Annotated in this window: 12 protein-coding genes; 10 read left to right on the top strand and 2 right to left on the bottom strand. The window is 38.2% G+C overall.

Annotated elements, in window-relative coordinates; genetic code table 11:
* The first annotated feature begins 75 nt into the window (after positions 1-75).
* From ACNQFZ_RS02740 to hfq, 9 genes are all read left to right on the top strand, one after another.
* Positions 76-1,815: a 2-oxoacid:acceptor oxidoreductase subunit alpha gene (locus tag ACNQFZ_RS02740; protein WP_458413830.1), complete on the top strand. Its 1,740-nt coding sequence runs from the start codon at positions 76-78 to the stop codon at positions 1,813-1,815.
* Between the two features lies 1 nt (position 1,816).
* Positions 1,817-2,686: a 2-oxoacid:ferredoxin oxidoreductase subunit beta gene (locus ACNQFZ_RS02735; RefSeq protein WP_458413829.1), complete on the top strand. Its 870-nt coding sequence runs from the start codon at positions 1,817-1,819 to the stop codon at positions 2,684-2,686.
* A 175-nt stretch (positions 2,687-2,861) separates the two neighbouring features.
* Positions 2,862-4,409 carry a tRNA (N6-isopentenyl adenosine(37)-C2)-methylthiotransferase MiaB gene (gene miaB / locus ACNQFZ_RS02730; RefSeq protein ID WP_458413828.1) on the top strand — a complete coding sequence of 516 codons (1,548 nt, stop codon included), beginning with the start codon at positions 2,862-2,864 and terminating at the stop codon, positions 4,407-4,409.
* Positions 4,402-4,869 carry a RicAFT regulatory complex protein RicA family protein gene (locus ACNQFZ_RS02725; RefSeq protein WP_458413827.1) on the top strand — a complete coding sequence of 156 codons (468 nt, stop codon included), beginning with the start codon at positions 4,402-4,404 and terminating at the stop codon, positions 4,867-4,869. Before miaB ends, ACNQFZ_RS02725 begins: the two co-directional genes overlap by 8 nt.
* Before the next feature lie 222 nt (positions 4,870-5,091).
* On the top strand, positions 5,092-5,655 hold the full coding sequence (locus tag ACNQFZ_RS02720) for an outer spore coat protein CotE (protein WP_458413826.1): 564 nt from the start codon (positions 5,092-5,094) through the stop codon (positions 5,653-5,655).
* A 93-nt stretch (positions 5,656-5,748) separates the two neighbouring features.
* Positions 5,749-8,448 (top strand): DNA mismatch repair protein MutS, encoded by a 2,700-nt coding sequence (gene mutS / locus ACNQFZ_RS02715; protein ID WP_458413825.1) that lies wholly within the window; start codon positions 5,749-5,751, stop codon positions 8,446-8,448.
* 14 nt (positions 8,449-8,462) lie between these two features.
* Positions 8,463-10,457 carry a DNA mismatch repair endonuclease MutL gene (mutL, locus tag ACNQFZ_RS02710; protein ID WP_458413824.1) on the top strand — a complete coding sequence of 665 codons (1,995 nt, stop codon included), beginning with the start codon at positions 8,463-8,465 and terminating at the stop codon, positions 10,455-10,457.
* A 94-nt stretch (positions 10,458-10,551) separates the two neighbouring features.
* On the top strand, positions 10,552-11,508 hold the full coding sequence (gene miaA / locus ACNQFZ_RS02705) for a tRNA (adenosine(37)-N6)-dimethylallyltransferase MiaA (protein WP_458413823.1): 957 nt from the start codon (positions 10,552-10,554) through the stop codon (positions 11,506-11,508).
* Positions 11,509-11,540: 32 nt separating this feature from the next.
* Positions 11,541-11,783 (top strand): RNA chaperone Hfq, encoded by a 243-nt coding sequence (gene hfq / locus ACNQFZ_RS02700; protein WP_458413822.1) that lies wholly within the window; start codon positions 11,541-11,543, stop codon positions 11,781-11,783.
* Positions 11,784-11,840: 57 nt separating this feature from the next.
* On the opposite strand, the gene ACNQFZ_RS02695 is transcribed toward hfq, so the two are convergent.
* Together ACNQFZ_RS02695 and ACNQFZ_RS02690 are read right to left on the bottom strand one after the other, a co-directional pair.
* Complete coding sequence (locus tag ACNQFZ_RS02695; RefSeq protein ID WP_458413821.1) at positions 11,841-12,779, bottom strand: magnesium transporter CorA family protein; 939 nt, start codon at positions 12,777-12,779, stop codon at positions 11,841-11,843.
* 227 nt (positions 12,780-13,006) lie between these two features.
* Positions 13,007-13,615, bottom strand: a complete 609-nt coding sequence (locus ACNQFZ_RS02690) for a VanZ family protein (protein ID WP_458413820.1) — start codon at positions 13,613-13,615, stop codon at positions 13,007-13,009.
* 238 nt (positions 13,616-13,853) lie between these two features.
* On the opposite strand from ACNQFZ_RS02690, the gene ACNQFZ_RS02685 reads away from it, so the two are divergent.
* Complete coding sequence (locus ACNQFZ_RS02685) at positions 13,854-14,036, top strand: hypothetical protein (RefSeq protein ID WP_458413819.1); 183 nt, start codon at positions 13,854-13,856, stop codon at positions 14,034-14,036.
* The last annotated feature ends 130 nt before the right edge of the window (positions 14,037-14,166 follow it).

Here is a 14,166-nt window from a genome sequence, read left to right as displayed (position 1 = left end):
TTTTTGTGGAATCGTGCTACACTTAAATACACTGAAACATTTATCATAAATGTACATTCAAAAGGGGTGTAAGATATGATCAATCAACTTTCATGGAAAGTTGGCGGACAACAAGGGGAAGGAATTGAGAGTACTGGGGAAATTTTTGCAATTGCTCTTAATCGTTTAGGTTACTATTTGTATGGTTACCGCCACTTTTCTTCCCGTATCAAAGGCGGCCACACAAACAACAAAATTCGTGTAAGCACAACTGAAGTTCGATCTGTTTCTGATGATCTTGATGTCTTAGTTGCATTTGATCAAGAGACAATCGATGTTAACTTTCATGAATTACGTGATGGCGGTGTCGTAATCGCTGATTCTAAATTCAATCCAGTAATTCCTGAAAACTCTAATGTATCATTCTATTCAGTACCTTTTACTGATATTGCTACTGAATTAGGTACATCATTAATGAAAAACATGGTAGCGGTTGGTGCTTCAAGCGCTGTTCTTGGACTGCCTGTTGACGCGTTCCGAGAAGTTGTTGAAGAAATTTTCGGGAAAAAAGGACAACAAGTAGTTGAAAAAAATATGGAAGCCATGTCAAGAGGCTTTGAATATATTAAAGAGCAAGCTGGTGGAACACTTTCTACAATGCAGCTTGACAAAGCAGATGGCAAAAAACGCTTATTTATGATTGGTAACGATGCAATCGCAATGGGCTTTGTTGCTGGCGGTTGCCGCTTTATGGCTGCATACCCAATTACACCTGCTTCTGAAATTATGGAGTATTTAATTAAAAAGCTTCCTGAATTTGGTGGTACTGTTATTCAAACAGAAGACGAAATTGCTGCTGTTACAATGACAATGGGTGCTAACTATGGTGGTGTTCGTGCGATTACTGCATCTTCAGGCCCAGGCCTTTCACTAATGGCTGAAGGTATTGGTCTTGCAGGTATGACTGAAACTCCAATCGTTATTGTTGATACCCAACGTGGGGGTCCGTCTACAGGATTACCAACTAAAATTGAACAATCTGACTTGATGTCAATGATTTTTAATACACATGGTGAAATTCCTAAAATCGTTCTTGCTCCAAGTACAGTTGAAGAGGCATTTTTCGATGCTGTTGAATCATTAAACCTTGCTGAAGAATATCAATGTCCGGTTATCTTATTAACTGACCTTCAGTTATCTTTAGGTAAACAAACTGTTGAACCTTTAGATTTCTCAAAAATTGAAGTTCGCCGTGGTAAGCTGGATCTTAACGCTGAATTAACAGCTGATGGACCAGATGGAAACTTCAAGCGTTATCGTGTTACCGAAGATGGTATTTCACAACGTGTAGTACCTGGAATGAAAAATGGTTTACACCATATGACTGGTGTTGAACACAGTGAAATCGGTAGACCATCTGAGGCTCCTGCAAATCGTAAAGCACAAATGGACAAGCGTTTCAATAAGATGGTAAATCTTAATGTTAAGAATCCAGTTCATAAAAATGTAAAACACGATGAAGCAGACGTATTGGTGATTGGTTTTAACTCAACACGTGGTGGCATTGAAGAAGCAATGGGTCGCCTTGAAAATGATGGCATCAAAGTAAACCATGCCCATATTCGTCTAGTTCACCCATTCCCAGTGGATGAAGTTCAACCATTAGTTGATTCTGCTAAAAAGGTTGTAGTACTTGAACATAATGCAACTGGACAGCTAACACAAATCCTTAAGTTAAACGTGGGAAATCACAATAAGGTAGAGAGCATATTGAAATATGACGGAAATCCATTCCTACCTAGTGAAATTTACAACAGAATTAAGGAGTTGTTATAAGATGGCAACATTTAAAGATTTTCGTAATAGCGTAAAACCTAACTGGTGTCCAGGATGCGGAGATTACTCAGTTCAAGCTGCAATTCAACGTGCTGTTGCAAATGTTGGCGTTGAGCCTCATAATTTCGCGCTTATCTCGGGAATTGGCTGTTCTGGACGTATTTCAGGATATGTTAATTCTTACGGTATCCATGGTATCCATGGTCGTGCATTACCAATTGCGCAAGGTGTTAAAATGGCCAATAAAGACCTAACAGTTGTTGCTGCAGGCGGTGACGGTGACGGTTTTGCCATTGGTATGGGACATACAATCCACGCAATTCGTCGTAACATTGATATGACATACATTGTAATGGATAACCATATCTACGGATTGACTAAAGGTCAAACATCACCACGTAGTGAATTTGGTTTCAAAACAAAAAGTACACCAAAAGGTTCAATAGAGCATTCTATCCATGCAATGGAAATGGCTTTAACAGCTGGTGCAACATTTGTAGCGCAAAGCTTCTCAAGTGACCTAAAAGAGCTTACTGAGATTATTGAAGCTGGTATTAACCACAAAGGCTTCTCTTTAATCAACGTATTCAGCCCTTGTGTAACATATAATAAAGTAAATACTTATGATTGGTTTAAAGAAAACCTTAAGAAATTAAGCGACATTGAAGGTTATGATCCTTTAAATCGTAATATGGCAATGCAAACATTGATGGATAATCATGGTCTAGTAACTGGAGTTATCTATCAAAACAAAGAACAAAAATCATATCAAGAACTTGTACATGGAGGATATTACGAAAAACCTCTTGTTCAAGCTGACCTAAACATTTCAGAAGACAAGTTAAATGAATTAGTAAAAGAATTCATGTAATTTGATAAAAAAAGCTGGCCTTTCGAGGTCGGCTTTTTTTGCTTCTACTGACACTTTTTCCGTGACCTGTGGTATTGTTAATTTACCTTTAAACCTTTATACTATGTAATTGGTGAATTATTTATTCTAAAAAAATGCTTTCATTATTTTTTATTAATAGAGGAAGGAGATTTTCATGAACGAACAACAACGCTTAGAAAGTCAACAAATAAAAAATGCTAATCCTTCGGACAAAAAATCCGAAAAGGATTATGCAAAATATTTCGAATCAACATACCAGCCACCTTCATTGAAAGATGCTAAACAACGTGGAAAAGAGGACGTAAAAGTTCACCGTGGCTATGACATCCCGGCTGATATGGAAGGAATCGGAAAAGACAAGAAGTTTTATATTCGTACGTATGGCTGCCAAATGAATGAACATGATACAGAGGTAATGGCAGGCATCCTGTCCGAAATGGGTTTTGAAACCACAGATGATACAGTAGATGCGGATATTATTTTATTAAATACTTGCGCTGTCCGTGAAAATGCTGAAAATAAAGTGTTTGGTGAAATTGGACATTTAAAGCCATTAAAAACAAAAAATCCTGACATTATTTTAGGTGTATGCGGCTGTATGTCTCAGGAAGAGGGCGTAGTCAATCGTTTACTTCAAAAGCATCAGCACGTAGACCTTATTTTCGGTACGCATAATATCCATCGTCTTCCACAGCTTCTGAAAGAGGCAATGTTAAGTAAAGAACGCGTCGTGGAAGTGTGGTCTAAAGAAGGCGATGTTATTGAAAACCTACCAAAAGTAAGAAATGGCCAAATTAAAGCTTGGGTTAATATTATGTATGGATGTGATAAATTCTGTACGTACTGTATTGTTCCTTATACTAGAGGCAAAGAACGCAGTCGTCGTCCGGAAGATATCATTGCAGAGGTACGAGATATAGCACGCCAAGGATATAAAGAAATTACGTTGTTGGGACAAAACGTGAACGCCTACGGAAAAGACTTTGAAGATATAAAATATGGTCTAGGTGATTTAATGGATGAAATCCGTAAAATCGATATTCCGCGTATTCGCTTTACGACAAGCCATCCACGTGATTTCGACGATCGCTTAATTGAAGTGCTTGCTAAAGGCGGCAATTTAATGGATCATATCCATTTACCTGTACAATCAGGAAGCACAGAAATGTTGAAAATCATGTCTCGTAAATATACGAGAGAGCAATACTTGGAACTTGTACGTAAAATAAAAGAAGCGATTCCAAATGCATCGTTAACAACAGATATCATCGTGGGCTTCCCTAATGAAACGGAAGAGCAATTTGAAGATACACTTTCTTTATACCGTGAAGTTGAATATGATAGTGCTTATACTTTCATCTATTCACCACGTGAGGGTACTCCGGCCGCAGATATGGTTGATAATGTACCACTGGAAGTGAAAAAGGAACGTTTGCAACGCTTGAACGCAGTAGTAAATGAAATTTCCGCTAAGAAAAACAAGCAATATCAAGACCATATTATTGAGGTTCTTGTTGAAGGGGAAAGTAAAAACAATCCAGAGATTTTAGCAGGATACTCAAGAAAAAGTAAATTAGTGAACTTTAAAGGCCCAAAATCTGCAATAGGACAAATTGTCAAGGTGAAGATTACGGATGCAAAGACATGGTCATTAAATGGTGAAATGGTAGAAGAAACGATGGGGGTAACATATAATGGCTAACTATACAAAATCAGAAGTAGTGGAAAAAGCGGCAGAGCTTGCCAAATTAATTGCTGAAACAGAAGAGGTAGAGTTTTTCAAAAAAGCGGAGGAAGCCATCAACAATAATCAAAAGGTTCGTAAATTGATGGATGATATTAAGAGTTACCAAAAACAAGCGGTAAATTTCCAGCATTATAATAAACCGGAAGCATTAAAGAAAGTAGAAGACAAAATCGAATCTTTAATGGCTGAGTTGGATGGAATTCCTGTTGTAACAGAATTTAAGCAATCACAAACGGTTGTGAATGACTTATTGCAACTCGTTTCAAGTACAATTTCACAAACAGTCACAAATGAAATTATTGTGTCTACTGGCGGAGATCTTTTGCAAGGTAAAACAGGCTCAGAGCCTGGATGCCACCAAGAGGGCGGCTGCGAGCATGACCACCTCATTCCAGAAGAACTTAAACAAAAATAATACAAAAACAACAGTGGGTTGGCCATATGGTCAGCCCTTTTCTGCGTCTTTATGAAACTGGGCACATATCTCCCGTCTTGTGCATAGAATAGACTAAAGTCTGAGTTGCCTTTTTGAAATTCCTACTAAGTTATATAGTTTGATGATAAAGAATTTATTGCACACTGGTCATTCGCCCTGCATAGGATGAAAAGGAACGAAGAATGAGGAGGTAGTGCTCATATGTCAACAAATAAAGAGCATGAGTATCGATTTAGAGAGATAATTACAAAAGCAGTTTGTGGTAAAGGTCGGAAATTTACGCAATGTACACATACAATTACGCCATCTCACAGACCGACCAGCATTCTTGGTTGTTGGATCATTAACCATGAATATGATGCTAAAAAGGTTGGAGAGAATGTAGAAATCGAAGGAAACTACGATATTAACGTATGGTATTCCTTCAGTGACAACACGAAAACAGAGGTTGTAACTGAAACTGTACATTATAAAGATGTAGTCCGTCTATCTTCAAAGGATGAAAATTGCGTTAATGATGAATTAGAAGTCGTAGCGAGGGTATTACAACAACCAAACTGTTTAGAATGCTCCATTTCACCAAATGGCAATAAAATTGTTGTTCAAGTAGAGCGTGAGTTCATTGCCGAAGTCATTGGTGAAACAAAGGTTTGTGTAAAGGTCTATCCAGGTGCTTGTGAGGAAAATGATGATGATGATGACTTTTTAGATGAAGAGTTTGAAGATTTAAATCCGGACTTTTTAGTAGCTGGAGAGGAAGAATAAGAACTAGGAAGGTACTTCCTAGTTTTTTTTCGTGTTGACAGCAACAAAAAATGCTATAATTTAATGGAACATGGATTTATTGGAGGACTAATAATGGCACAATATACGCCAATGATACAGCAATACTTAGCAGTGAAGGCACAATACAAGGATGCCTTTTTATTTTTCCGTTTAGGCGATTTCTACGAGATGTTTTTCGACGATGCGATTAAAGCATCACAGGAATTAGAAATTACATTAACAGGCCGGGATGGAGGGGGCGAGGAACGCATTCCAATGTGTGGTGTTCCCTATCATGCCGCTGATAATTATATCAATCAATTAATTGAAAAAGGCTATAAAGTAGCCATTTGTGAGCAAGTGGAAGACCCGAAGGCAGCAAAAGGTGTTGTCAAACGGGAAGTAATCCAGATGATTACGCCTGGTACGGTCATGCAAGGAAAGGTCATCGATGCAAAGGAAAATAATTATATTGCAACAATAACGGATTTTGCTGACCAGACCTACGGCATTGCCTACATTGACCTCACAACTGGAGAAGGTCAGATTACGATTATTACCGGTGAATGGTTTGATGTTGTCGGCGAACTTTATTCCGTTGGGGCAAAAGAGGTCGTTTTACCACCCCATCATGACGAACAAAATTTACAGGAATTACGCGACCGGACGAATGTGACCATTTCATTTGAACAGGAAACGAAGATTCCTGACTCGCTTTTGGAAACTAGCAAACTCCTTGAGCAAACGAAATTAAAAGAAACGTTAGGCCGCCTCTTGCAATATTTAGAAAAAACACAAAAGCGCTCTCTTGACCATCTTCAGCCTGTCTCCTATTATGAAACGAATCAATATATGAAACTGGATATTCATTCGAAAAGAAATCTTGAACTAACAGAAACGATTCGAACGAAAGGGAAAAAAGGCTCGTTTTTATGGCTTTTAGATGAAACTGTTACAGCAATGGGGGCTAGAAGATTAAAGCAATGGATCGAACGCCCTCTCCTTTCGCAAACTGAAATTGAAAACCGCTTGAATCTAGTAGAGACGTTGTTGAATAATTATTTTGTACGCCAGGAATTGCGGGAAGCATTAAAGCCGGTTTATGACTTAGAACGGCTTTCAGGGCGGGTCGCCTTTGGAAATGTAAATGCACGTGATTTAATTCAGTTGAAAAAATCATTGCAGCAAATTCCAATCATCACTGGGCTTATTGAGCAGCTCCAAAACCCATATGCCAATGTGCTTTTCCGTGAAATCGACCGATGCGAATCATTGCTTGCGTTAATTGAGAGAGGCATTGACGAAAATCCTCCGCTTTCTATTAAAGAAGGGGGCATTATCAAAGATGGTTATCATGAAAAATTAGACAATTACCGCGATGCCGTCACAAATGGCAAACAATGGATTGCTGAGCTTGAGATGAAGGAAAAACAGGAAACTGGCATAAAATCTTTGAAAATCGGCTATAACCGTGTGTTTGGTTATTATATTGAAGTGACAAAATCAAATATTCATTTGCTTCCAGAAGGTCGATTTGAACGGAAACAAACACTTGCCAATGCCGAAAGATATATCACGCCTGAACTAAAGGAAAAAGAGGCCATGATTCTCGAGGCAGAAGAAAAAATAATAGATTTGGAATATGATTTGTTTGTTGAGATCCGGGAGCAGGTAAAAACATTTATACCGAAGCTGCAAAGCTTGGCAAAGCTGATTAGTGAAATCGATGTCTTACAAAGCTTTGCCCAAGTTAGTGAAGAACATCAATATACGAAGCCTGAATTTTCAACAGATAGAAAAATAGTCATTAAGGAAGGCCGTCATCCTGTCGTTGAAAAAGTATTAAATTCAGGTACCTATGTCGCAAATGATTGCTACCTGGATAAGGACAATGAAATGCTGTTAATTACTGGTCCGAATATGTCAGGTAAAAGTACGTTTATGCGGCAAATCGCTTTAACAGCCATACTCGCGCAAATTGGCTGTTATGTCCCAGCTGAAAAAGCTATTCTGCCGATTTTCGACCAGGTTTTCACCCGGATTGGCGCCGCCGATGACTTGGTTTCAGGGCAGAGTACATTCATGGTTGAAATGCTGGAAGCAAAAAATGCCATAACGAAAGCAACGCAAAATAGTTTAATTCTGCTTGATGAGATAGGCAGAGGAACATCAACTTACGATGGAATGGCATTAGCGCAAGCGATAATCGAGTATATTCATGATGAAATCGGCGCGAAAACGTTATTTTCAACTCATTATCATGAATTGACAGAACTGGAAGAATCTCTACAACACTTAAAAAATGTCCATGTCAGTGCCATTGAAGAAAATGGAAAAGTGGTTTTTCTTCATAAAGTAAAAGATGGTCCGGCAGACAAAAGTTATGGTATTCATGTAGCACAGTTGGCAGAGCTTCCGGAGATTTTAATAGAGCGGGCCAAAGAAATATTGGACAAGCTTGAAAACGGTCAAAACACAAAAGGTATGTCCGCGAAGTCGGCACCATTGCAACAAGGCAATAAAGAAACTGCTGTAAAGCTGGAAGAAGTGCAACAACCTACTGTGGAGTTTGCCGGTAAACAAGAAACACCATCATCAATGAATGAAGACACAGGACAGCTTTCCTTCTTCGTAACACCATCAGAAAAACATGAACGAAAAACGAAGGAGAAGTCCTTGAACAGTCACGAAGAACAAGTATTGAAGGCTCTACAATCGATTAATTTATTGGAAATGACACCATTAGATGCGATGAATGAACTTTATAAACTACAAAAATTAATGAAGTCTTAAAACAAGGTGATATTGTGGGGAAAATCAGACAATTAGATCATCATTTATCTAATAAAATTGCAGCAGGCGAGGTCGTTGAACGACCAGCGTCTGTTGTGAAAGAACTTGTTGAAAATGCAATCGATGCTCATGCGACGAGAATTGAAGTGCATGTAAAGGAAGCTGGGCTGGCAGAAATTCGCATTATCGATAATGGCGATGGCATTGAGCCTGATGATTGCCTTCTTGCGTTTGAACGGCATGCGACAAGTAAAATTAAAGATGAAAATGACTTGTTTCGCATTCGAACGCTCGGCTTTCGCGGTGAGGCCTTGCCGAGTATCGCGTCCGTTTCAGAACTTGAAATGAAGACATCAACCGGCAACGGGCCAGGGACCTACATCAAGTTAAAGGGTGGACATGTCGAAGAGCATCAGTCAAGTGCCAGCAGGAAAGGAACGGAAATCATTGTCAGCAATCTTTTCTTTAATACACCAGCAAGACTGAAATATATGAAGACCGTCCATACTGAATTGGGTAACATTACAGACTATCTGAATCGAATTGCTTTAGCCCACCCGGAAATCTCCATCCAACTGACCCATAACGGCAACCGCGTTTTGTTTACAAGCGGGAATGGTGATGTTTTGCAGGTGCTTGCTGCTATTTATGGCATGTCGATTGCAAAGCAAATGATTCCGATTAAGCTGGAAAGCATCGATTTTGAAGTACAAGGGTATATTGCCAAACCAGAAGTAACTAGAGCATCCAGAAACTATATTTCAACCATCATAAACGGTCGTTTTATTAAAAATTATGCGCTGGCAAAGGCAATTCAGGAAGGCTATCATACACTGTTAACAATCGGGCGATTTCCAGTCGCATACCTGAACATTGTGATGGACCCGTTATTAGTGGATGTCAATGTCCATCCTGCAAAGCTCGAGGTGCGCTTAAGTAAAGAAGCCGAACTTTGTGAGTTGATAAAAGGGGGTATTCAGGCAGCTTTTCGTAAACTAACTTTGATTCCTGAGGTTACTAAGGTAAATAAAGAGCCAAAGCCTGTTACTGAGCAGCAATCGCTTGTCCTTGAACATACACTTGAAAATGAAGTAAATTCACCATGGAAACCATTTCAGGAAGCTATTAAAGAACAGACGGAGCGGGTAGTAGCGGTAGAAGCACCGTTTGTACCGATCAATCACGAGTTTTCTAATACAACATATGCCCCAAAAAACGTAGTAGAACCGGTGACTATGATTGACCAAGATGAAGAGGACGAGTACGAAAATGAACTCTACACAGTAGTGGAAAGGGAAAACCTTGACCGGCGGCTTCAAGTGGAAACAAAAATAGCTCAAAATCCAACACGTAATCTTGAAACGAGTAACGAAAACCAAGAGCAGCAACTGCAAAGGCAAGAACAACAACAAATGCAAGACCAAGAGCGTATCCCGCCGCTCTATCCAATCGGGCAAATGCATGGCACCTATATATTAGCTCAAAATGAAAATGGCTTGTATATCATTGACCAACATGCAGCCCAGGAACGGATTAAATATGAATATTTTAAAGAAAAAGTAGGTCAGGTCTCAGCAGAAGTGCAAGAGATGCTATTGCCGCTTACCCTAGAATATTCAAAAAACGAGACATTCATCATTGAAGAGCATGTTGAACAGTTAAAAAGCGTGGGCATCTTTCTTGAGCCTTTCGGAGGGGGTAGCTACATTATCCGCTCACACCCGCAATGGTTTCCAAAAGGAGAAGAAAAAGAACTCATTGAAGAACTCATTCAGCAAGTGTTAACGAAGAAAAAAGTAAGCATCCATGAACTGCGAGAAGAAGCGGCCATTATGATGTCCTGTAAGGGTTCCATTAAAGCAAACCACCATCTTCGTAATGATGAAATTTTTGCTTTGCTTGAAACCTTGCGAAAGGCCACGGATCCATTTACATGTCCACATGGAAGACCAATCATCATTCATTTTTCAACGTACGAGATTGAAAAGCTGTTTAAACGGGTGATGTAGAAATTTTTCTTATTGTAAAACTGAATGAAAGTTTGTATTCATGACAACAATTGTTTATTATGGATAGAGACCATATTTTACTAGGTGACCTAATATGAATAAAAATGTAATCGCAATAATCGGACCAACAGCTGTTGGAAAAACAAAAATGAGTATCGAATTAGCACATGCGCTGGATGGGGAAATTATCAGCGGAGATTCGATGCAAATCTACCGGGGCATGGATATTGGTACAGCCAAGGTGACAAAAACTGAAATGCAAGGGATTCCTCATTATCTAATTGATATTAAAGACCCTCGAGAGGATTTCTCTGTAGCTGAATTTCAGGGACTAGCAATGGAATTGATTGAAGAGATCAGTCAGCGTGGAAAGGTCCCCATCATTGCTGGGGGAACAGGGCTTTATATTCAAGCTGTTCTTTTCAATTATAATTTTTCGGTTGCAGAGTCAAATCCTGAATACCGCTTGTTTTTAGAAAAACGGATTGAGGCTGAGGGAATCGAAGGTGTTTATCATGAATTAACGCTGATTGACCCGGAAAGCTGTGAACGAATCCATCCGAATAATGTTAGACGAGTGATTCGGGCGTTGGAAGTGTATCATGAAACAGGTTTGACGATGTCGGAGTACTTGAAAGAGCAGGAGAGCGATTCTCCTTATGACCATCAGATTATCGGCTTAACAATGGAACGAGAACTCCTTTATGAGCGTATCAATAAACGTGTAGATATGATGGTAGAAAACGGTTTATTGGAAGAGGTTCAAAAATTATATAACGCTGGAATTAAAGATTGCCAATCCATCCAAGCCATTGGCTACAAAGAAATCTATGATTATTTTTCCGGAAAAACAACGAAGGAAGAGTCAATCGAACTTTTAAAAAGAAATTCTCGTCGGTACGCAAAAAGACAGCTTACATGGTTTCGAAATAAAATGGATGTAGCATGGTTTGACATGTCAGAAGCTGTAGGAAGCGCTCAAATGTTTGAACAAAAGAAAAAAGAAATTTTGGATTTAGTAGCAGGAAAGCTTCGGCTTAAAGCGAAATAGATAATAAAGAAAGAGAAGAGGAGGACTGTTCGATGAAACAATCCATAAATATTCAAGATCAATTTTTAAATCAGCTTCGTAAAGAAAATATTGGGGTTACCGTTTTCTTATTAAATGGTTTCCAGTTGCGGGGTGCGATTAAAGCGTTCGACAATTTCACTGTTCTCTTAGATACAGATGGCAAACAGCAAATGATTTATAAGCATGCCATTTCTACATTCTCACCACAAAAAGCCGTTCAAATTGATTTGGAAGGCAATCAACAACAGCTATAAGAAAAATAAGGCTGCATCCATAGAATATATGGGGGCAGCCTTGTTTTTTGAAGGTACTCAGAAGAACTTCTTTTTCCAGAAAATTAGTGCAGTAATGCTAGCAAACATAATCGAAATCACCATGGCGATTAAAAAGGCATGTGGATAATCTTGGAATGGAATTTTAACGTTCATTCCGAAAAAACTAGCCACCATTGTTGGAAGGGCCAATATAATCGTAAAGGATGTCAAGAACTTCATTACAATATTCACGTTATTGGATATAACGGAAGCAAAGGCGTCCATCATACCACTCAGGATTGTGGTGTGTGTTTCAGCCATTTCAATCGCTTGTTGGTTCTCAATAATGACGTCCTCCAACAACTCTTTGTCATCCTCGTACATTTTCAAGTAATGAGTTCGTAACATTTTTTGCATTACAATATTATTGGATTTTAACGAAGTAGTGAAATAGACTAAACTTTTGCTTAAATTTAATAATGTAAATAGTTCTTTATTTTTCATAGATTGATGTAGTTCATTTTCAATCTCGTCAGTCATTTTGTTAATTTGTTTAAGATGCTTAAGAAAGGAAGTTGCTGTTAAATATAGGATTTGCAATGCAAATCTTGTTTTTTTGTATGTGAAAAATTGTTTTACTTTGTTTTGTGCAAATAAATGAAAAATGGGGTTATCTTTAATACAAACGGTAACAAAGCATTCATCCGTTATAATCATTCCAAGTGGAAGTGTATCATAAATAGGTCGCTCAAATTCATCCCTTGTAACCAAAGGCATATTAATAATAATTAAAATATTATTGTCTTCTTTTTCAATCCTTGACCGTTCCTCTTCATCCAATGGGTCCTTCAAAAAGTCCAGCGGGATTTCCAAGCGCTTCATCACATGGTTAATCTCTTCTTCTGTGGGTGAGATTAAATGGACCCAGCACCCTTTTACAATATCCACTGTTTCTTGAATGATCCCGTGTTCATCCGTAATAAAAGTTTTTAACATAAAAAAATCCTCCTCATACTTCGAGGAAGCCAAGCTTATCTTACAGCAATCAACCTTTTATGGATAAGATAATGTTTGATTTCCTCATTGTTCGAACTGGGGTCGGGTTCATTACATGGTAGATTACCCAAAAAAGGTCAACTCCTTTACATAAAATAGTTTGTCCGCTTTTCTAATCATACTCTGTCCACCTTTCGTTGTAAACAAAATGTGGACAAAAGGTAGGGTTAACCCGGCAGATGCTTTTTCGCCTTAATGACTATTGCCTTTCCTATTAACGGATAAAGCCAATAGCCTAGGCACACTCCAAATACGTTTAAGATTACATCATCAATATCAAAACTGCCCCGCTTTGTAACGAATTGGATACCCTCAATCATCAAAATTGAGAAACAACTTATCAACAGTAACCGCGTAAAAATAAGCCTATGGTTCACAAAGCAATAATAAAGGCCAAATGGGATAAATAACCCAATGTTGGCCGCCAAATTATAGATTGTAATCAACACAGCCACGCGCCCTGATAAATAAAATAGGACAGTATTAAAAGGAATAAGATTCATAGCGCCATAGTAGCGGTTTTCTGGTCTGAAAAATAATAAAATGAGCAGTCCAATTGAATAGAAAAATACAATAAGGTCGAGGCTTTGTTTCGAAACGTTCATTTTCTCCTCTTTCACCAAAAGGCTCACTATTAAGATAAAAGAAGTCAAGCAAAACCAAACAATTCCAATCACAAGTGGATGTAAATATTGCGTTAACTTCAACCATATCGGTAAAAGGACAATGAATAAAATTTGGGAAAGGTAAAGATTCAGTCTGACATCTTTGCTCATAAATTCCTCCAAAAGAGTACGATGGATTTCTATGCAGAACCTATTTCATTATACTATTACAAATTTTTATAAGGCAGATGTTTAAACATAAATGACGTGAATTTTTTCATAGCTTTTATGTTTAAATATTTGTATAATTTTAATAATTCAAGTAATTTGTATAGGAGTTACATTCTTACTTTGTTGAATATAACAATATTTCCATGAAAACAAATGTTTAAAAAAGGTGGCAATGATAATGGTACAGCAATGGTTGGAGCTTATAGATTTCGGTACGCTATTGTTTCATGGTGCGCTCCTTTTAGCAGCTTTTATATGGCTGCCGATGCTATTAGCCAAAAGAATTAGGCAAGAAAGAAGAGAACGAAAAAAGAGGAAATTTCACGTAATCTCTGGAGGGAAAATTAAGCGGGTTAGTTGAATGGGGGAAACACAGGAGCGAATCTTGTGTTTCTTTTTATTTTTTGAATCTAAATCGAATTGTTAGTGAAAGTGATTTATATCACTGCCGATTTTTGATTAATATGTGAAGATGGTATATTGGGAAGAAA

Source organism: Schinkia acidoalkalinis (genome assembly GCF_054301215.1).
Note: the sequence above shows the minus strand (reverse complement) of the source record. Positions and strands in the feature narration are given on the sequence as shown.